The sequence below is a fragment of the Geminicoccaceae bacterium genome, assembly GCA_020638465.1.
Lineage (GTDB): Bacteria > Pseudomonadota > Alphaproteobacteria > Geminicoccales > Geminicoccaceae > JAGREO01.
Window position 1 is genome coordinate 238,795 of record JACKIM010000003.1, and the last position, 20,388, is coordinate 259,182.

General features: G+C 61.1%; 18 protein-coding genes. 5 read left to right on the forward strand and 13 right to left on the reverse strand.

The window, feature by feature from the left end; all coding sequences use genetic code 11:
* The first annotated feature begins 22 nt into the window (after positions 1 to 22).
* A complete protein-coding gene (locus tag H6851_20725) occupies positions 23 to 2,266 on the forward strand; it encodes an EAL domain-containing protein (GenBank protein ID MCB9946031.1) in 2,244 nt (747 codons plus the stop codon).
* 96 nt (positions 2,267 to 2,362) lie between these two features.
* A complete protein-coding gene (locus H6851_20730; protein MCB9946032.1) occupies positions 2,363 to 2,701 on the forward strand; it encodes a carboxymuconolactone decarboxylase family protein in 339 nt (112 codons plus the stop codon).
* Positions 2,702 to 2,709: 8 nt separating this feature from the next.
* Here the strand turns inward: H6851_20730 and H6851_20735 are convergent, their stop codons facing one another.
* The 3 genes from H6851_20735 to H6851_20745 form a co-directional block, all read right to left on the reverse strand.
* Positions 2,710 to 3,627, reverse strand: a complete 918-nt coding sequence (locus H6851_20735; protein ID MCB9946033.1) for a carbohydrate ABC transporter permease — start codon at positions 3,625 to 3,627, stop codon at positions 2,710 to 2,712.
* Positions 3,624 to 4,655, reverse strand: coding sequence for a sugar ABC transporter permease (locus tag H6851_20740; GenBank protein ID MCB9946034.1), 1,032 nt, complete (start codon positions 4,653 to 4,655; stop codon positions 3,624 to 3,626). Before H6851_20740 ends, H6851_20735 begins: the two co-directional genes overlap by 4 nt.
* A gap of 147 nt (positions 4,656 to 4,802) precedes the next feature.
* Positions 4,803 to 6,458, reverse strand: coding sequence for an extracellular solute-binding protein (locus H6851_20745; GenBank protein MCB9946035.1), 1,656 nt, complete (start codon positions 6,456 to 6,458; stop codon positions 4,803 to 4,805).
* Positions 6,459 to 6,801: 343 nt separating this feature from the next.
* Between H6851_20745 and H6851_20750 the strand changes: the two genes are divergently transcribed.
* Complete coding sequence (locus tag H6851_20750) at positions 6,802 to 7,662, forward strand: amidohydrolase family protein (GenBank protein MCB9946036.1); 861 nt, start codon at positions 6,802 to 6,804, stop codon at positions 7,660 to 7,662.
* Between the two features lie 80 nt (positions 7,663 to 7,742).
* Here the strand turns inward: H6851_20750 and H6851_20755 are convergent, their stop codons facing one another.
* From H6851_20755 to H6851_20800, 10 genes are read right to left on the reverse strand one after another with little or no spacing between them, the layout of a single operon-like run.
* Complete coding sequence (locus H6851_20755) at positions 7,743 to 8,567, reverse strand: sugar phosphate isomerase/epimerase (protein MCB9946037.1); 825 nt, start codon at positions 8,565 to 8,567, stop codon at positions 7,743 to 7,745.
* Positions 8,567 to 9,724 carry a dihydrodipicolinate synthase family protein gene (locus H6851_20760; protein MCB9946038.1) on the reverse strand — a complete coding sequence of 386 codons (1,158 nt, stop codon included), beginning with the start codon at positions 9,722 to 9,724 and terminating at the stop codon, positions 8,567 to 8,569. Before H6851_20760 ends, H6851_20755 begins: the two co-directional genes overlap by 1 nt.
* A gap of 3 nt (positions 9,725 to 9,727) precedes the next feature.
* Complete coding sequence (locus H6851_20765; GenBank protein ID MCB9946039.1) at positions 9,728 to 10,879, reverse strand: Gfo/Idh/MocA family oxidoreductase; 1,152 nt, start codon at positions 10,877 to 10,879, stop codon at positions 9,728 to 9,730.
* Positions 10,880 to 10,909: 30 nt separating this feature from the next.
* Positions 10,910 to 11,995 (reverse strand): sn-glycerol-3-phosphate ABC transporter ATP-binding protein UgpC, encoded by a 1,086-nt coding sequence (ugpC, locus tag H6851_20770; protein MCB9946040.1) that lies wholly within the window; start codon positions 11,993 to 11,995, stop codon positions 10,910 to 10,912.
* Entirely contained in the window at positions 11,988 to 13,076 is a 1,089-nt protein-coding gene (locus H6851_20775; GenBank protein ID MCB9946041.1) for a Gfo/Idh/MocA family oxidoreductase, read from the reverse strand. The genes ugpC and H6851_20775 overlap by 8 nt, the downstream gene beginning before the upstream one ends.
* Entirely contained in the window at positions 13,073 to 14,098 is a 1,026-nt protein-coding gene (locus H6851_20780; protein ID MCB9946042.1) for a Gfo/Idh/MocA family oxidoreductase, read from the reverse strand. Before H6851_20780 ends, H6851_20775 begins: the two co-directional genes overlap by 4 nt.
* Positions 14,099 to 14,107: 9 nt before the next feature.
* Positions 14,108 to 14,959, reverse strand: a complete 852-nt coding sequence (locus H6851_20785; GenBank protein ID MCB9946043.1) for a carbohydrate ABC transporter permease — start codon at positions 14,957 to 14,959, stop codon at positions 14,108 to 14,110.
* Complete coding sequence (locus tag H6851_20790; GenBank protein MCB9946044.1) at positions 14,956 to 15,912, reverse strand: sugar ABC transporter permease; 957 nt, start codon at positions 15,910 to 15,912, stop codon at positions 14,956 to 14,958. Before H6851_20790 ends, H6851_20785 begins: the two co-directional genes overlap by 4 nt.
* An 8-nt stretch (positions 15,913 to 15,920) precedes the next feature.
* Positions 15,921 to 17,213 (reverse strand): extracellular solute-binding protein, encoded by a 1,293-nt coding sequence (locus H6851_20795; protein MCB9946045.1) that lies wholly within the window; start codon positions 17,211 to 17,213, stop codon positions 15,921 to 15,923.
* 55 nt (positions 17,214 to 17,268) lie between these two features.
* A complete protein-coding gene (locus tag H6851_20800) occupies positions 17,269 to 17,949 on the reverse strand; it encodes a TetR family transcriptional regulator (protein MCB9946046.1) in 681 nt (226 codons plus the stop codon).
* A gap of 100 nt (positions 17,950 to 18,049) precedes the next feature.
* On the opposite strand from H6851_20800, the gene H6851_20805 reads away from it, so the two are divergent.
* Together H6851_20805 and H6851_20810 are read left to right on the forward strand one after the other, a co-directional pair.
* Entirely contained in the window at positions 18,050 to 19,294 is a 1,245-nt protein-coding gene (locus tag H6851_20805; GenBank protein MCB9946047.1) for a Gfo/Idh/MocA family oxidoreductase, read from the forward strand.
* A gap of 56 nt (positions 19,295 to 19,350) precedes the next feature.
* Positions 19,351 to 20,361, forward strand: a complete 1,011-nt coding sequence (locus tag H6851_20810; GenBank protein MCB9946048.1) for a tripartite tricarboxylate transporter substrate binding protein — start codon at positions 19,351 to 19,353, stop codon at positions 20,359 to 20,361.
* The last annotated feature ends 27 nt before the right edge of the window (positions 20,362 to 20,388 follow it).

The following is a 20,388-nucleotide window of genomic DNA, read 5'->3' on the forward strand; positions in this document are numbered from 1 at the left end:
TGCAGGGCAAGGAGTTCAGGGAATGATGGTTGAGATGGCGTCTACCGACAGTTGCATACGTCGTGGCGCTCTGGAGTTGTATCAAATTCTTGATACTCCACCGGAAGATGCTTTTGATCGGATTGTCAGGCTTGTAGCCAGTCATTTCGGCTCGGAATATTCTTCGATTTCATTCCTTGATTATGATCGTATCTGGTTCAAGGCAAAGCAGGGGTTCTGTACGGCGGCGATTATTGCCCGGGACAGTTTCTGTCGCGATGTCGTGCAATCGGTACAACCCGTGGTGGTTCTCGACGCGACCCGGGATGAACGGTTCAAGGATTCGGGGCTCGTTACCGGCATGGGAGTGCGATTTTATGCCGGTTATCCGCTGGTCACGCCGGCAGGTATCGTGGTTGGTTCCGTTTGTGCGTTTTCGCAAACTCCAAGGACACGGTTCGAGACGTCCGAGATGGCCGCGCTCGCCGATTTTTCAGCAATCGTCATGGACCTCATGGAACTGCGGCGGGTAAAGCTGGCCGAACGAGGGCTGCGCTGGAACATCGACAATCTGTCGGCGGTTCTGGGTGACGGGGTCCTGTGTGTCGATACCTCCGGACGGATAAATTTCTGGAACGCTGCGGCCGAGAATATCTTTGGTTATCGCAGCGAGGAAATCATTGGCAAACCCGTAGAGCTACTGGTTGGTGATTCGCCATCACCGTTCAACCTTGAAACAATGCCGGTGGCCGACCTGGTGCGTACCGGCGGGGTCCAGAGCGAGTTTGTCGGTCGATGCAAGAGCGGAAGGCTCATATGCGTCGAAGCGAGCATTTCGGCATGGCGGGACCCCGATGGCCTGCATGTTGCCAGCGTTTTTCGCGATATCAGCGCTCGCCGGCGTGACGAGGATCGAATCCGGTATCTCGCGGAGCACGACGATCTTACCGGTCTCATCAATCGTGGAGCGATGGAACGCCTGATCGACGAAGGCGCGGCATGGCCAGCCGATGAAACCCGGCGCAAAGTACTGATCACGCTCGACCTTGACGGGTTCAAGGAAGTCAATGACACGCTGGGTCACGCCTGCGGCGACCAGCTTCTGGTAGCGGTCGTCAACCGCTTGCGCAACGTCGTGGGTCCGGCGGTTGTGATGGCCCGTGTCGGCGGTGACGGTTTCGCGGCTCTTGTCGACGAGGGCACCGTCGCCGATAGGGCTCGCAATATCGCCGAGCGAATGCTGGGCGTCATATCCGAACATCCCTTCGTCTTCGATCGTCAGGCAGTCTACGTCCGTGCGAGCGCGGGGCTGGCATGCTTTCCTCAACATGGGCGATCCGGCAACGAATTGCTTGCCAACGCCGATCTTGCCCTGCATAGGGCCAAGAAGTCGGGTCGGCAGCGAATCTCGTATTATGAACCGGAAATCCGGGCACAGATTGCCCGGCGCCGCACGCTCCATGTCGAGTTGCAGCGCGCGATGGAGCAATCCGAATTCGTGCTCTATTACCAGCCGCAGGTGTCCCTTCAGGATCTGACGATTGTCGGAGCGGAAGCGCTTGTACGCTGGAATCACCCGGAACGCGGGCTGGTTCTCCCCGGTGAATTCATCTCCGTGCTCAATGCCAGTCCGCTTGCCAGCCAGTTCAGCCGTTGGGTCATGGAGACGGCGTGCCGGCAGGCGCGGGAGTGGCATGATCTCGGATATCCCATTCGTGTCGGAGTGAATGTATCGCAGGGTGAATTTCGAGCCGGACTGTTGCGGGATTCGATAGAATCCGTCCTCGTGGAGGCGAAGCTGCCGGCATGCCTGATCGAGATCGAGGTCACCGAGGATGTCGTTCTCGACCATGGTGATGAAACGGTCTCGATGCTGCATTCGCTGCGGGAGCAGGGAGTGAGCATCGCGTTCGACGATTTCGGTACGGGCTATGCGAGCCTTGTCTATCTCAAGCGGTTTCCGCTTGACCGGCTCAAGGTCGACCGGTCGTTTGTTGGCGAGATCGGTCTGGACCGTGAGGACGAGGCGATTGTGCGCAGCATCATCGATCTTGGCAGGCATCTTAATCTTGAGATTATCGCCGAAGGTGTGGAAACTTCCGCCCAGGCGGAATTCCTCCGCGGACTGGGTTGTCGTCAGGCACAAGGTTTCCATTTTGGCGGTGCTGTTCCCGCGGCCGAATTTGAAGCGCTGGTTGTCACGCAGGCGACAACCACTGACCAGCGTCGGACTTCTCTGGGTAATCCTTTTCCCGGGCGTCGACACAATGTCGACCACAAATCGTAGAACTGTATACAGATCGAACAGTCCGTATACATTCAGTTCGATACCGGTGGAGTTCGTCTCGACCCATTTCCATAACGCGACAGGAGGATTCGCATCATGTCCGAAATGCACCTGCCCAAGGCCAGCCGGGAACTTGCCGGGAGACGTCATGCCCTGGCACCGGAGGTCGAGGACGCCTTCCTTGCATTCTCAAAGGCGACATTCGCCGAGGGGGCGCTGGATGCGCGTACCAAACAGCTCATCGCCGTCGCGGTCGCGCATGTGACCCAGTGTCCCTGGTGCATCGAGGGGCATGTGAAGGCGGCACGCCGGGCAGGGGCCAGTGACGAGCAGGTGATGGAGGCGATCTGGGTGGCGGCCGAAATGCGTGCCGGTGCGACCTGGGCGCATTCGCTCAAGGCGGTCGAACTGATGCAGCCCGCCGATCCGGCCTGAGCGCCCGCCTATTTCACTGCACCGGCGGCCATCCCCTTGATGATGTAGCGTTCGAGCAGGATGCCGATGACGATCAGCGGCAGGATCGCGGCAAACGAGAGAGCGGCCATCGACCACCACGAGATGCCCTGGCTGCCTGTCTGGCTTGCGACCATTACCGGCATGGTAACGGCATCCGTGGACGTCAGGAGGGCCGCGAAGAAATACTCGTTCCAGGTGAGCACGAGGCTGAGGATGAAGGCCGCGACCATGCCGGGCAGGGCGATGGGCAGCACGATCGTGGCGAACGCTCCCCAGACGGAAAGCCCATCGACCAGGGCGGCTTCCTCAAGTTCGACCGGGATCGAGGCGAACTGATCACGCATGATCCAGATGACGATGGGCAGAACGGTGAGTGTATACAGGAGGATCAGTCCTGCATGCGTGTCGAGCAGGGCGAGTTCCTTGTAGAGGACGAGGAAGGGCAGGGCGAGGACCACGGGCGGCAGGATCAACTGGCTGAGGAAGAAGAACAGGATATCCGAATTGCGCATGAACCCGAAGCGGTAGGAAAAGCGCGACAGGCCATAGGCGGCGAGACTGCCCAGGACAACCGCGAGTGCCGACGATGAGACCGAGGCGATGGTGGAATTGGCAAACCGCTTGAGGAATTCCGCGCGCACGGTGCTTTCCGCACCGATGGTATCGGGCGACAGCCCGAGCGACTTCCAGCCCAGCCATTTCGGAGTGAAATCGATCCACGGAAGAATCGCACCCTTCATGACATCGGGCGCCATCTTGAAGGATGTGGTGATGGTCCAGAAGATCGGGAACAGGCAGATCACGGCCCAGAGGAGAAGTGCGCCGTATACAGCCGTGCGGCTCAACCACCACTGGCCGCTGTGGCGGCGGTCGGCTTCACTGTCGTGGAAGATCTGTTCGGTCATCGCTGGTATTTCGGGTTGGTCCATCGGTCGGCGAATTTCATCAGCACGGTCATGGCAATGATGATCAACACAAGGTAGACCATGGCGAGCAATGTGCCGTAGCCGACATTCGAGCGATCCCGGTATTCGCGGAAGATGAAGCTGGTGACGCTGTCGGTTGCCCCGCCGGGCCCGCCGGAGGTGACGTTGATGATGATATCGGCGAGCTTCAGCTTGAAGATGATGCGGATCATGATGGCGGTGATCGAGACCGGCAGCATCAGCGGAAAGGTGATCTTCCAGAAATTCTGCCAGGGTGTCGCGCCATCGACATAGGCGGCTTCGTTCAATTCCCTTGGGATCGCCTGCAGGCCCGCGAGAATCATGATCATCATGAACGGAATGAACGTCCATGCGTCCATCATCATGATCATCGCCCGGGCAATCTCCGGTGTGCCGAAGAAGGACGGGTTTTCCCAGCCGAGCCAGCGGACGAGCCGGGCGATCGGGCCGAAGCGGGCTTCGAGCATGGACTTGCCGACCATCCAGCTCACCGCGACCGGGCTCAGCATGAGCGGCATGAGGAAGGCGACGCGGAAGAACTTGCGCGCCCGGATCTGGCCGTTGAGGAGAATCGCTAGTCCGAAGGCGATGCCGTATTCGATGATGATGGCAAGCGAATACCAGATCATGTTGGTAAGCGCGTTCCAGAAGAACGGATCTTCCCACATCTGTCGGATATTGCCCAGACCGTTAAAATGACCGCCCTGCAACGAGGCGAGATTCCAGTCCGTGAACGCGATCGTCAGGCCGAAGACCAGCGGGAACACGACCATGGCCACGGTGAACAGCGCGGCGGGCAGGACGAAGACAAGGCGTTTGCCGTGCTCTCCCTTGAGCAGGACCTGACCTGTACACAGACACACACACCACAGGACGTAGGCATAGAGCGTCGGCCGCCAGGATGTGAAACCGGGGTCGATCCAGCCGAGCATCCATGCGGCCTGTGCGAAGGCCACGAGCACGAGCAGGCCAGCGCTCCCATGCATGAGGAGCAGGCCGAATCCACGCCTTTGCGGCGTGATATTGTCTGCCGTGACGACGTGCAGCCGATCACCTTCACTGGCCAAGGGCAAATCCTCAAGATGAAGACGGCCGGCAGATGAAGACAGCCGGCCGTGTCAGCATTCTGCCGATCAGAGACCGAGCGATTCCTTGTAGAGCGCGATCTGCTGCTCGCGCCCGATCTGGTCGGTGATCTTCTCCCAGGCCGCAGCAATGGCATCCGCGGTTTCCTGAGCTGATCCGTACTGACCGGCATAACCCTTGGCAAGTTCGTCCTCTGCCACCGAGTAATACTGGAAGATTCCGGGGATACGCGGCTCGATGGCGGCGTTGGGGTGATTGTAGCTGTCGAGGTTGGAACCGAGATAGTCCTCGATATAGGCGCGGTCGTAACCGGCAGCTTCCCACTCGTCGTACTGAAAGTGGGAATTGCGATAAGGCTGGAAGCCGGAAGGGTAGGCCGACAGCCACAGCGACAGGTCCTTGCCGCCCAGATGCGCTGCCGCCGACCATGCGGCCTTCTTCTTTTGCTCGTCACCTTCGACCGTGGACATCACATAGACGCCCCAGCCGATATAGGCCATGTTCGGGGCCTCGTTGTAGGTCTGCTCCCACTCGCCGGTGTTCGAGTTGTAGACGTCGTCCGAGCCCGGCAGGATGCGGAAGGCGACCACGTCGCCAACCACCGAGCTGTCGGACGTGCGCGCATTCGAGCCGATATCGCCCCACCAGGACAGCATCGAGCCGGTACCGGCGAGGAACTGCTGGAAGCCAGTCGTGCCGGGGTCGGCATTGATCTGGTCAGCCGGCTGGTCGGGCATGATGTCGAGCACGTCCTGAATGGCGCGGACGAAGGCCGGATTGTTGACCCTCGGTTTCATCGTTTCGGGGTCGAACAGCCAGGCCGGATCTCCCGGATATTTCGCATAGGCTGTCGCCCGACTCTCAAGAAAGTAAAAGCCGAAGCCGCCCCAGCCCTTGAGCGGGTCGAGGTAACCGTGCGCGGGCAGGCCGCTCAGCGGGTCGGTCTTGCCCGCGAGGAACTTGCTGATCTCCTGCACCTGCTGCCAGGTTCCGGGCGGCGCGAACTCGCCCTCGTGTCCTTCGGCCGCCCAGGCGTCCTTGAATTCCGGATTGGCGAAATAGTCGGTGCGATAGGAGAAAGTATGGCAGTCGCCGTCAATGGAGATACGGTAGGTCTTGCCCTTCCATGTCCCTACGGGCGCCTTGAGGTAATCGACATAATCATCCATGTCGATCAGCTCCTTGACCCAGTCGGGAACCTCCGAGGCAAGGCCGCGACCGCAGACATCACCTTCGAAGGGCGCCCCCATCTCGAGGATGTCGAAGTCGACTGTCCCCGTGGCGATGGACTGCTGCAGGCGCGCATTGTAATCGGCCTGGGCAAGGTCGATCCACTCGATCTTCGCGCCGGTATATTTCTCCCACGCCTTGAGCATGCCACGGAAGATCACATTGTGCTGATTCTGGTTGTTCAATCCCATGAACTTCAGCTCGACGCCGGCAAACTCGCCATCCTCGACGGTTTGTCGAGTCCCGCCGAGACAAAGCTCGCCGACCTTCTGCCAGTCCGCGTCGGTGGGAGTCCCTGCCCCCACGCCGGGGATCTGGAGGATCTGCGCGCGGATATCGTCCTGGGCACGTGCTGCGCGCCCGATACCGGTCGACCCGAGCAGGGCCAGGGCACTCGTGCTGGCCGTACCCTTGAGGACGCTGCGGCGGTTCAGGCCATTGCGCACCAGCATTTCGTAGATATCGGCTTTCAATTCTTGTCCTCCCGGATCAACACTGGCCCGTCACTTTACTGAAAGAGAATGACGGGATGGATAGGATTTCCCGCTTGGGCACCTTGTGAGATGTCGACCGAGAGGCGAGATCCCTCAACCTTTCGGCCACACCCGACCAGCCTGCCACCAAAGGCTTGCGACAAAAGTTAATGCATGCCCCGTCCGTGGTCCATCACGTTTGCGAAAGTTTTCGAACTGATGGATTTCAACGGTGGATTGGAGAGACGCGCCGCGCCGAAATCGTGAACCGGTTGCTAGGCAGGGAAGGCCACTCAATGTAGGATGTCGACAAAAGGGGAAGCGACCATGACAGGAGGAACCCATGCCGTCATTTCCGATCGTCGACAGTCATGTCCACCTCTACGATATCGCCCATCTGAGCTATCCTTGGCTTGCCAATGTGCCAAAGATCAACAAATCCCACGGGCTGGCAGAATTCGATGCGGCACGCGGTTCCGTCGAGGTCGACGGCATCGTGTTCGCTGAAGTGGCGGTGGCGCCGGGCCAGCATCTGGACGAAGCCGCCTGGGCTCAGGGCCTCGCCGACGGGGATGAGCGGATCAAGGGCATCGTCGCCCATGCGCCGCTGGAAAAGGGTACCGCGGTCGAGGATGATCTGATCGCTCTGAAGCGAAATGCGTCATTGCGGGGCATTCGCCGGTTGATCGAGGTCGAACTCGATCCACGGTTGTGCCTGGAACAGGACTTTCTCGATGCGCTGAACCTGCTGCCGCACCACGGCCTTGTGTTCGACATTTGTGTCAAGCACTGGTGCCTGAGCTTCGCCCTGGAACTGGCACATCGGTGTCCCGATGTCTCGTTCGTGATCGACCATGCGGGGAAGCCCGGCATCAAGCACGGAATGTGGGAGCCGTGGAAGGAGCAGATGAAGGAACTGGCGCGGATGCCGAACGTGGTATGCAAGCTTTCCGGCATGATCACCGAGGCCGATCACGACAAGTGGACGAAGGATGACGTCAAGCCCTATGTCGCCCATATCATCGATTGCTTCGGTTTCGGCCGTCTCATGTACGGAAGTGACTGGACGGTTGCCGAACTCACCCATGCCTATCCCGACTGGGTAGCCCTGATCGACGAGGTCATCGTCGGTTCGAGCGAGTCCGAGCAGCGTCAACTCTACCGCGATACCGCGATCCGCACCTATCACCTGCAGGCCATTTGACAGTATGTCGATGACGAAAGGCCGATAGCCGTGACGCGGCCGCCATCGGCCTTTCGCCGGTCGGCTGGCAAGCCATGGATTCAACAGCAGGTCTGGTGGCGTTCGATGCAGGTGGAGAGGACATCGTCGATGTCGCGCTTCCACCAGTTGTCCTTGGAGAAGATCTCCACTTCGTGAAAGCCGTCAAAGCCCTGGGCTTCAACCTTGCGGCGGATGGGTGGAATGTCGATGACACCATCGCCCATCATGCCGCGGTCGAGCAGCATGTCGCTGGTGGTGCGCAGCCAGTCGCAGATGTGGAAAGCGTGCAGGCGCGCCTTGCCCGCCCGTTCGATCTGGGTGTCGAGCTGCGGGTCCCACCACACATGGTAGACGTCGCAGGCCACACCGACATCGCCGCCGACGTCGTCGCAGATGTCGAGCGCATGGGCCATGGTGTTCACCACTGCGCGGTCGGCGCAATACATCGGATGGAGCGGTTCGATGGCCAGTTTCACACCGGCATCCTGCGCACGTTCGTTCAACCAGGCGATACCGTCGCGAACCTGCGTCCTCGCACCGATGAGGTCCTTCGACCCTTCGGGAATGCCGCCCACCACCAGCACGAGGCAGGCTGCATCCAGTTCCGCCGCCTCCTCGACCGCGCGGACATTGTCCTCGAGATTGGCCTCATAGGCCGCCTTGTCGGCAGTGGGGAACATGCCGCCGCGACAGACGCCGGAAACCTTCAGGCCGAGATCGCGGATGCGCTTGGAGGTCTCCTTGAGCCCGATCGAGGCAATCTGGTCGCGCCAGGGGGCCACCGCCGGGATGCCGTGGCGGGCGACCGCATCGAGGATTTCCCCGATCTCGTAGCGGGCGCGGACCGTGGCGAGGTTGATCGAGAGCTGCGAGGTTTCGGGCATCACGCGACCCCGCGAATCTGCATGGCGAGGTTCATGCGCCGTGCCGCAAACTCGGGATCGGCGAGCAGGCCGGCCTTGTCGGCAAGACGGAAGAGCTCGGCCAGATGCTGCGTCGAGCGGGTCGATTCCTGACCGCCGACCATGGTGAAGTGGCTCTGGTGACCGTTGAGCCAGGCAAGGAACACGACGCCGGTCTTGTAGAAGCGGGTCGGCGCCTTGAAGATATGGCGTGAAAGCGGAACGGTCGGTTCCAGCAGCGTATTGAAGCGCTCGCTGTTGCCGGCCGCCAGATGTTTGAGCGCGGAATTCGCCGCCGGGGCGATGGCGTCGAAGATGCCGAGCAGCGCGTCGGAATGGCCCTCTTCGTCACCCTCGATCAGTTCGGCATAGTTGAAATCGTCACCGGTATACATGCGGATACCCTCCGGCAGACGCCGGCGCATGGTGATTTCCGCTTCACTGGAGAGCAGCGAGATCTTGATGCCGTCGATCTTCGCGGCGTTCTCGCGCAGCATGGCAAGGCAGGTATCCATGGCGGTGGCGATATCGGTGGAACCCCAGTAGCCTTCGAGCGCGGGGTCGAACATGTCGCCGAGCCAGTGGATGATGACCGGCTCCTTCGCCTGCGAGAGCACGTCGCTGTAGACGCGGATGTAATCCTCGCCCGGACGCTTGCCCGCGGCAAGGGCGCGGCTCGCCATGAGGATGACCCGTCCGCCGACGCCTTCGACCGCTTCGAGCTGTTCGAGATAGGCATCCCTGATCGCACCGGGTGTCATGTCGGGCGAGGGGGCCACATGATCGGTGCCCACGCCGGAATAGACCTTCGCACCCTCGACGGCCGCCGCTTCCTTCACACTTCGGCGGATGAGATCAAGCGCGTGTTCCCATGACAGGCCCATGCCGCGCTGGGCGGTGTCCATCGCCTCGGCGATGGCGAAGCCGTGGCGCCAGAGATGGTGGCGATAGGCCATGGTCGCGTCCCAGTCGATGGCGGGCTCGAGCCACGGATCGACCTCGGCGAACGGATCGGCGACGACATGCGCCGCCGCAAAGGCGATGCGGTTCCATGCGACATCGGGTGCGGAAAAATCACCCGGCCCGCCGAGCCTGTAGCTTTCGATGCGATTGCCGTTCGGCAATTTCACTTCGGTCATTGCTCAGCCCTCAAGTTTCGGGACATCGAGCCAGCGGCGCTCGGCCCAGCTCTTGAGCCCCAACTCGGCAAGCTGCACCCCGCGCGCGCCCGCCATCAGGTCGTAGCGCCATTCGCCGCCCTCGAAGAGATGGCGGATATACATTTCCCACTGGGCGCGGAAACCGTTGGGATAGTCCTGCACGTCGGGAACCGTTTCCCAGGTTTCGAAAAAGTCGATGCTGTTGGGCAGGTCGGGGCTCCACACCGGCTTGGGCGTGTTGACCCGGTGCTGGCTGACACAGGAGAACAGTCCGGCCACCGCCGAACCGTGGGTGCCGTCGACATGGAAGGTGACGAGATCGTCGCGGCGCACGCGCGTGCACCATGATGAATTGATCTGGATGACCGTTCCGTCGACGAGCTCGAAAGTGGCATAGGCGGCGTCGTCAGCATCGGCCTTGTAGGTCTTGCCGTTCTCGTCGACGCGCTCGGGAATGTGTGTCACGCCGAGACAGGAAAGCGACTTGATGTCGCCGAACAGATTGTCGATGACATAGCGCCAGTGGCAGAGCATGTCGAGGATGATGCCGCCGCCATCGGCCTTGCGGTAGTTCCATGACGGCCGCTGCGCCTCGCGCCAGTCACCCTCGAATACCCAGTAGCCGAACTCGCCGCGCACCGACAGGATGCGGCCGAAAAAGCCGCTGTCGATCAGACCCTTGAGCTTGACCAGACCGGGCAGGAAGAGCTTGTCCTGAACCACACCGTTGCGCACGCCGCGCTCGCGGGCGAGCTTTGCAATCGCGAGCGCGTCTTCGAGATTGTCGGCTGTGGGCTTCTCGCAATAGATGTCCTTGCCGGCATTGATGGCGCGTTCCAGCAGCCCGCAGCGCATCTGCGTCGTGCCGGCGTCGAAGAACAGCGTGTCGCGTTCGTCGGCGAGGCAGGCGTCGAGATCGGAGGACCAGCGTTCGATGCCGTGCGCCTTCGCCAGGGCCTCGATCTTGGCGGGATTGCGGCCGACGATGATGGGATCCGGCATCACCCGGTCCCCGTTGGAGAGTCTGACGCCGCCATCCTTCATGATGGCCAGGATCGAGCGGACGAAATGCTGGTTGAAGCCCATGCGTCCGGTGACGCCGTGCATGATCAGGCCCAGTCGTTGTGAGGCCATGGTCGTTTCCCTTCTGTCTTTGTCGGTAGCTCAGGCGTGCCGGATTACTTTTTCATCGGCGCCGAAGATGTGGAACTTGTTCGAGTCAATCGCCAGATCGAGACGCTCGCCGACGTTCAGGGCAGCCTGCCCCTTGATCTCGGCGGTCAAGGTTCCTCCGTTCGGCAGGGTGATGTAGACATAGGTCTCACCACCGAGTTGTTCGGCAATCTGCACATCGCCGGTGAGAACGCCCTGACCCGGAGCGACCGGCACCAGGTCCTCGGGACGGATGCCCACGGTGACCGCGGTTCCCGTGGCAGGCGGTGCAGGGAAATCGGTCTGCAGGGAACTCCCGCCTTCCAGATCGACTGTCGCATGACTCCCGTCGACCGAGCCGATGCGGCCCTGCAGGAAATTCATTCGCGGCGATCCCAGAAAACCGGCGACAAAGATGTTGTTCGGCCGGTTGTACAGCTCCAGCGGTGTACCAACCTGCTCGACAATACCCTTGCGCAGCACCACGATACGGTCAGCCAACGTCATGGCCTCGACCTGATCGTGGGTGACAAAGATCATGGTCGTACCGAGGCGGCGATGCAGCTTGTTGATCTCGACGCGCATCTGCATGCGCAGTTCGGCGTCAAGATTCGACAAGGGCTCGTCGAACAGGAAGATGTGCGGCTCGCGGACGATGGCCCTGCCGATGGCGACACGCTGCCGCTGGCCGCCGGAGAGCTGGCCCGGCTTGCGGTCGAGCAACTCGTTGATCTGCAGGATTTCCGCGGCCTGGGTCACGCGCTTGGTTATTTCCGCCTTGGGCGTCTTGACGGTTTCCAGACCGAAGGCGAGGTTCTTTCGCACCGTCATGTGCGGGTAGAGTGCGTAAGACTGGAACACCATGGCCAGTCCCCGGGCCGCCGCCGGTACCTCATTGACGACCTTGTCGGCGATCGCAATCTCGCCACCTGAAATCGGTTCAAGCCCGGCGATCATCCGCAGGAGAGTCGATTTGCCACAGCCTGAAGGGCCGACAAAGACGATGAACTCGCCTTGCTCGATCGACAGGTCGACGCCGTGGATCACCTGAACCGGGCCGAAGCTCTTTTTCACGTTTCTCAGTTCGAGATCAGCCATGGACGTCGTCTCCCCTCATGATGTCCGCCCAGCCCCGATAGAACGGATGATTGACCGAAATGGGCAGCTTGACGGTCTCGCCTCCGCTCACCGAAGCATAGATCGCGGTCGAGAGCTCGATCGAGCGCCGGGCATCGGCCAGCGTCACCGGCGGTTTCCCGCCCCGGGTGATGGCCTGATGCAGACGATGGAACTGGCCGACAAAGCGCTCGGGTAGCGGTTCGAAATCGGCGAGTGCGGCCTCGATGCGGTCGGCTGCCTGCGCATCGTCGTTGGGGAAGGTCCACGGATCGTGACCGGGATTATAGGGAGAACGTCCGCTTTCGGCACACAGATCGCGAAAGCAGAATCGCAGCCTCGACATCTCGTCGCGCGATCCCAGCGTCACCGAGGACGAGGCCATCGCCCCGTTTTCGAATTCGAGCGAAATGATACCCATATCCTCGGTCTCGTTTCCATTCAGTCGGCGCGAACTGCGCGCATGGACGGAACTCACCGGCCCGAGAACTTCACAGAGCAGGTCATGGATATGGATGGCATGGGTGGTGAAGCAACCGCCGAGCTCTCCGGCCCAGGTGCCGCGCCAGGGGCCGGCCTTGTAATAGTCGCCGGAGCGGTACCAGTGGGTCTCGGCAGTTGCCACCGAAGGAGGACCGGCCACACCCTTGGCAATAAGATGATGAAGCTTCTGGATGCCGTGCCCGAAGCGATACTGGAAGATGGGATGAACCGTGCGTCCGCTGCTGCGCGACAGGTCGGCAAGCTCGTCGATTTCGGCCAGCGAACTTGCCACGGGTTTTTCGACGACGACGTCGTGCCCGGCCTTCATGGCCTCACGGGCCTGCTCGAAATGCAGGCCCGACGGGGTGCAGATATCGACGAGGTCGAGATCCCGGGAAAGCGTCTGGTCGAGCCCGGTATCAACTTCGGCGATCCCGTGCTGGTCGGCAACCTTGCGACCACGGGCATGGTCGAGATCGCACAGGGCAACGACATCATACATGTCTGGCAGGGCACGATAGGCCTCGATGTGGCTGCCGCCGATGCCCGAACCGACGACGGCGACCCTGAGCCGCTTCATGCCGGCCGCCCTCCGCCGATACGCACCGCCTTTTCGTGTGCTTCCAGCGCAAGCTGCATCGCGAAGAAGCAATGATCCTGCGGCATGGCGGTAGCCGTACGATTGAGGATGTCGTCGCGCAGTCTCGGACCGTAGGTCAGCTCGGTCGACGAACAGTCGATGTAGCGGGTCCCCTTTGTGTCGGTCAGGAACAGGTGATCGCCACCGGGCCGACCCTCGATATCCATGTACTTGCGCAGTTCGATGGTTCCCTCGGTGCCGACCACAAAGAGGCGCCCGTCACCCCATGTCGGCGCACCCCTGGGCGTGAACCAGTCGACCCTGATGAAGCCCGTCACCCCTTCCGCGGCGACGACGGCATGGCCATAGTCGAGAAAGTCGGGATGCTCGGGGTTGTCGAAATTGGTCTCCACACTGTGCAGGATCGTCGCATCCTTGCATCCGGTGATGCTCAGGAACTGCTCGAACTGGTGCGAGGCGATGTCGGTGAGGATCGAACCGTTGCGTCTTCTGTCCCAGAACCAGTCCGGCCTCGCATAGTTGCCGATGCGGTGCGGGCCCAGCCCGGTCGTCTGGATGACCCGGCCGATCGCTCCCTCGCGAACCATGCCGATCGCGGTCTGGGTCGCTTTTTGCTGGTAGTGCTCGGAATAGCAGATCGATACGATCTGCCCGGTCTCGGCCTGGGCTGCCCGCAGTTCGGCCAGTTGTTCCTTGGTCGTGCAGCCGGGCTTGTCGAGCATCACGTCCTTGCCGGCGCGCATGGCCCGGACGGCTATGGGTGTCCGGTCGTATGGAATGGCCGCACTGACGACAAGGCGGATGGAGGGATCCTCCAGGATAGCCCGCTCATCCTTCACCCGCATGGCCTGCGGATAGCGTTCGGCAAAGGGTACGGCCAGCTCGTCTTCGATCGCGAAGAACCGGGTAAAGTGGCAGCCTGCATCGACCATGGCCTTGATCTGATCGTCGATGTGGCCGTGATTGATGCCGATAACGGCAAAATTGAATGTTTCAGTCATGATGGATCATCAACGTTTGAGGGCGCCCATGGCCACACCGCGAATGATGAGGCGCTGGAAGGCGAGGAAGACGATGAAGACCGGGACCAGCGACAATGCCGACATGGCGAACAACTCGCCATAGAGGGATTCGCCGCCCGAACTGTCGACAAACGAGCGCAGGGCCAACGGCACGGTGTAGGAACGCATGTCGTTGAGGTAGATCAGCGGCCCGAGGAAGTCGTCATAGGTCCAGATGAACGAGAAGATCGCGGCCGTGGCCATCACGGGCATGGAGAGCGGCAGCATGATCTTCCAGTAGATCCTCCAGGTGCCGCAGCCGTCCATGATCGCCGCCTCGTCGATCTCGCGCGGGATGCCGCGGAAGAACTGGACCATGAGGAAGATGAAGAAGGCATCGACGGCGAGGAACTTGGGCACGATCAGCGGCAGGAAGGAATCCACCCAGCCGAGCTTGAGGAACATGACATATTGCGGCACCAGCGTAACATGGTAGGGCAGCATCAGTGTGCCCAGCATCAACGTGAACCAGATCTTGCGCCCGGGAAATTCCAGACGAGCGAAGGCGAAGGCAGTGAGCGAACAGGCAGCGAGATTGCCGATTACCGCGAGAACCGCGATCAGGAACGAATTCTTGTAGAATGTCGTGAATGACACCCGCAGCGCTGTCCATCCATCGTAGAAATTGGACAGATCGAAGGAGGTGGGCAGCGCTGTCGGGTTGGTGAAGATCTGGTCGTCGGGCTTGAAGGCCGAGAGGATCATCCAGAGCAGCGGATAGATCATCATGATGGCAGCAAAGCCGAGAACCGCATGGCGCAGGAACTCGTTGCGCGTATGTCCGGGGCGAACCTCGTTCATCGTGCCTCGTCCTCGTAGTAGACCCAGTATTTCGACGTGGCGAAAGTGATGGCCGTGAAGATGGCGATGATCACGAGCAGCAGCCAGGCCAGCGCCGAGGCATAACCCATGCGGAAATTGGCGAACGCCTCTTCATACAGGTAGAGCGAGTAGAACAGGGTCGCATCGACCGGACCACCCAGGCCGCCGGAGACGATGTAGGCCTGAGTGAAGGCCTTGAACGCCTCGATGGTCTGCAACACCAGATTGAAGAAGATGACCGGTGCCAGCAGCGGCAGGGTGATCTTCCTGAACTGCCGCCAGGCCGAGGCGCCGTCCATGGAGGCGGCCTCGTAGAGATCCTGCGGAACCTGTCGCAACCCGGCGAGGAAGATGATCATCGGCGATCCGAACTGCCAGATGGCCAGGACGATCAGTGTCGACAGTGCGTAGTCGGGATGGGTGAGCCAGGCCGGTCCCTGCAATCCCGTCACCATGTAGATCAGCTGGTTGACCAGGCCCTCGCCGCCGAACAGTTGCCGCCACAGGACGGCGATAGCGACCGAGGCGCCGAGCAGCGACGGCAGGTAGAAGGTGGCACGGTAGAAGCCGACGCCGCGCACGCTGCGGTCGAGCACCATGGCGAGACCGAGGGCCACCATCAGCTTGAGCGGCACCGACCAGAGCACATAGGTGAAGGTCACGCTGAGCGCATTGCCGAGCCGGCGATCGTTGAAGAACGCATATTCGTAGTTCTTCAGCCCTGCCCAGCGTGGCGAGGTGAGAAGGTCGTAGTCGGTGAATGAGAGGTAGAGAGAGGCGAGGGTGGGGCCGAGCGTCAGGCCGAAAAAACCGATCAGCCAAGGCAGGAGGAAGAGATAGCTCGTCCCGTGCAGACGCCAGAATCGGGACAAACCGGTTTCCGCAGCCGGCGGCAAGGCGCCGCCGGCCGGTGCTGGACCCACTTTCGCCATCGTCGTGGTCAGCTGCGTTCGAGGATCTGGGCGGCGTTGTCATAGAACTGGACCGCCGCATCTTCCGGGCCGACCTGTCCAAACGACACCGATTCCCATGCCGGCCGCAGCGAGCGGTCGATCTCGCCGGCATTCTTCGGCGGCGGCGGCGGCAGCGGCCCGACATGCGTCGCGACCAGGTCGAGGTAGCGGATGATCTTCTGTTCCGTGGGTGTCAGTGCCCCGAGGATGCGCTCCCGGATTGACGCATCCGCGCTTACGCCGCGCTCGATCAGCAGGATGTCGTTGGCATCGTCGTCGGTGATGAAATAATTGATCAACTGTGCGGCGGCAGCCTTGTCTGCAGAACTTTCCGCCATCGACAGGAACATCGAGGGCTTCATGTACTGTCCGGGTTTGTCGCCGGCATTGGGGATCATCACGAAGTCGATCTCGTCTTCCATCAGGTTCTGGTTGGCGACGAGCTGGTTGGAATGGATGAAGCCGAAGAGCGACTTGCCGATCACATGCATGCGCTCTTCCATCTTCCCGGAATCCTGCGCCTGGATGTCGGCGGGCGCGGTAAGGCCCTCGTCCTGCATCATCCTCCAGTAGTTGAAGAAATCGATGATGTCCTGCTTCTCGAAGCCGAGCTTCCCCTCAGGAGTGTACAACTCCTTGCCGCGGGAACGCACCCATGTCTGCAGCATCGGCTCCTGCAGGCCCATGTTCTCGCTGAAATACATGCCATCGGGGAGTTGGTCCTTCAGCTCCTTGCCGATCGTCACATAGTCGTCGGAGGTCCACTTTGTGCTGTCGGGCAACTGGAAACCGATCCCGTCGAGGACGGTCTTGTTATAGACATGGCTCATCGAATTGGCGCCCATCGAGACACCATAGAGCTTGTCGTCGACCTTGCCGGAATCGAGCTGGCCCTGGTCGAAATCGTCGAGCTGCAACTCGTTGCCGAGGAATGGGCCGAGGTCGGCAAGCTGGTTGCGGCGCGCATATTCGAAGATGAAGCGGTAATCCATCTGCAGCACGTCGGGCAACGCACCGCCGGCGGCCTGCGTGGCGAGCTTCTGCCAGTAGTCACCCCAGGCATAGGTCTCGGGGAGGACATCCGCCCCCTTGTCCGCGTTGTACTTGTCGACAACGGCATAGGTGCGCTTGTCGCGCTCGGGATTGCCCCACCAGATCAGCCGGACGCTCTCGGCGGCGAAGGTCGGACGACCCACCGATGCGAATGCGGCGGCAAGCGCCGTGCTGCCGGCGAGCCTGCCGAAGCCGCGCCTGTTCATGGCGGACATGGATTTCTGCATTGTGACGACCTCCCTTTGTTGTCGCACGTTCATTCGGTATTGGGATTTAAATAACTCAATGGTTATTTTCTGGCAAGTCCCTTTCTGCACGAAGATAGGCGATCATCACCTCGACGGCGTGGGCGCGGCGTTCGGCCATGGCCTCGTCGGTCGCCAGCGGTTTGCCGAACACGACGGCGAGCGTGTGGATGTTGGAGAAGTAGAAGTAGGACATGCCGGCCATGGTAATGTATAATTGTACAGGATCGACGTCGCGGTGGAAGACCCCCTGTTCCAGTCCTTCCTTCAGGATCCGCGCGATCTCGCCGATGATCGGCGAATGAAGGCTCTGCAGTTCGGGGATCTCCCTGACATAGCGCGCCCGCTGGATGTTTTCCGTGGAAAGAAGGCGGATGAACCACGGATTTTCGTGGAAATGGTCGAACGTGAAGGCCACCAGCCGCGACATCGCCTCCACCGGCGGCAGGCTCGCGAGGCACAGCTCTTCCTCGCCGGCGCGGATGTCGCGATAGGCCTGGAGCAGGACGTGGGAGTAGAGTGTCTCCTTGTTGCCGACATAGTGATAGAGCAGCCGCTTGTTGACCCCGGCACGTTCGGCGATCCTGTCAACTCGTGCACCGTCGAGGCCGTGCTCGACGAATTCACTGCGGGCGGCCACGAGGATGTCGCGCTGGATGGCATCGGAGTCCCGTTCCTCGACGCTCGGGCGTCCGGGGCGGCGTTTTTTGGGCTTGATTGTTGTCGTGATCGTTCTTCTCCGGCGTTATTCGCGATCTATTGACAAGCTGACGCAGCATCAATAATAACCGGTTCGTTATTTTCAGGGCAAGGGCAACATGAACCTTCTCCATACCAACAAGCGCAGGGTGGGTATCGTCGGGACGGGACATCGCGGCACGGGAACCTGGGGCAGGGATGCACTGGCGCATTGCGCCGAACACATGACCATAGTCGGGTTGGTCGATACCAACCGCACGAGACTTCAAGCCGCTGCCGGCAACCTTCCCGAAGACGCGTTCGTGACCACCGATCTCGACGCGATGCTCGAAACGGCGAAGCCGCACACGCTGGTCGTCACCACCCGCGACGATACCCATGCCGACATCATCGTCAAGGCGCTGGAAGCCGGCATCGACGTCATCACCGAAAAGCCCATGGCGACCACCGCCGCGGACTGCCGGCGCATCCTCGACGCCGAGAAGCGCACCGGCCGGCGGGTCGATGTGGCCTTCAACTACCGTTTCGCGCCGACTTCGCTGAAGATTCGCGATCTGGTCGCCTCGGGACGGATCGGCACGGTCACTTCGGTCGATTTCCACTGGTATCTCGACACCCGCCATGGTGCTGACTATTTCCGCCGCTGGCACGCCTACAAGCGTCATTCCGGCAGTCTGTTCGTGCACAAGGCGACGCACCATTTCGATCTCCTGAACTGGTTTCTCGACAGCGATCCGGTGCGCGTCTTCGCCCAGGGTGCCTTGCGCAAATATGGCCGCAACGGGCCGTTCCGCGGCGAACGCTGCACGGGCTGCGCGCATGCCGGCGAATGCGAGTTCTTCTTCGACATGCAGAAGGATCCCTGGCTGGTCGATCTCTATGAGGAGGCGTCCGCTGAGGACGGATATGTGCGCGATGCCTGCGTCTACCGCGAGGACATCGACATCTACGATACCATGACGGCCTCCATTCTCTATGCCAATGGTACGCAGGTCTCCTATTCACTCAATGCCTACATGCCGATCGAAGGGTATCATCTGGCGTTCAACGGCACCCATGGTCGTATCGAGATCCGCATGTACGAGGCCCAGGCGTTCGACGCGCCGATCGGCCGTGACGAGATCCTCGTGCTCGGCACCGACCGTTCGGTCGAGCGGATCACGGTCGAGCACGGGCCGGGCGGGCATTTCGGCGGCGATCCGCTGCTGCACCGCTCGCTCTACGATCCCGAAGCGGTCGATCCCATGGGCCAGAGGGCCGGTGCGCGCGCCGGTGCACTTTCGGTGTTGACGGGTGTTGCCGCCACCCGGAGCGCCGAAACCGGTCTGCCCGTGGAAATCCTGCCCTTGCTGGAAAAGGGGTGAACCTCTAGCCTGTTTGATCGATAAGCTTTGCTCTTGAACCGGATCAGGGAGAAAACATGAAGAGCTTCATGCTAGCTGCTGTCGGAGCATCCATGATGGTGGCTGCTCCGGCCATGGCTCAATGGCAGCCCGACAAGCCCGTCAACATCATCGTTCCGTGGTCGGCGGGCGGTTCTACGGATCAGGTCACCCGTGTTGTCGCTCCCATTATCGAGGAGGCCCTCGGCACCTCGGTCGTGGTCGTCAACCAGCCGGGTGCTTCCGGGTCGATCGGTACCAAGGCCGCCCTCGACGCGCCGCGCGACGGTTACACCTGGACCGCCAATGCCGTCGCCAACAATGCCACCTACGCGGTGACCGGCCTCGTGCCCGATACCAGCATCAAGGACTATGCCATCTACCTGCATGTCGCCAACGTGCCGGTGGTGTCTGTCAACACCGATTCCGAATATCAGGATTTCGGCCAGCTGCTCGAGGCGATGAAATCGGGTGACAGCGTCACCATCGGCACTGCCGGGGTCAACTCATCGGGCGGCATGGCCCTTGCCGCCATCCGTGAGGCCGCGGGCGGCGAGCTGAATGCCCGCATGGTCGCCTATGATGGCGGCAATCCGGCGGCCATTGCCACAGCCAGTGGCGAGGTCGTGGCCACCACCCAACTGGCAGTCGAACAGAGCGAATTGATCCGTGGCGGCAAGCTGCGGCCGCTGGCCGTTTTGTCCGACAAGCCGTTGCAGATCAAGGGGCTCGATCCGATCCCGCCGATCACCCAGTGGCTTCCCGACATGCATATCGCGCCCGACTATTTCGGCATCCTCATTCCGACCGGTGCGCCGCAGGAGGTGTATGACACTGTCGATGCGATCTGGAAGGACAAGGTCATGAACTCCACGGAACTTGCCGACTACGCCAACGAGCGCGGTGCGGTGTTCGATCCGGCCTATGGAGCGGAGGCTCTTGAGAAGGTGATGCCGGTGGTGATCGCCGAAGCCTGCGGCCGGGTTGTCCGTGGTGAGGCGGTGGTTGATCCATCGACCATTGGTATTGATTGCCCTCCGGCGAAATAACCTATCAGTCGAACGGGATCCATGGCC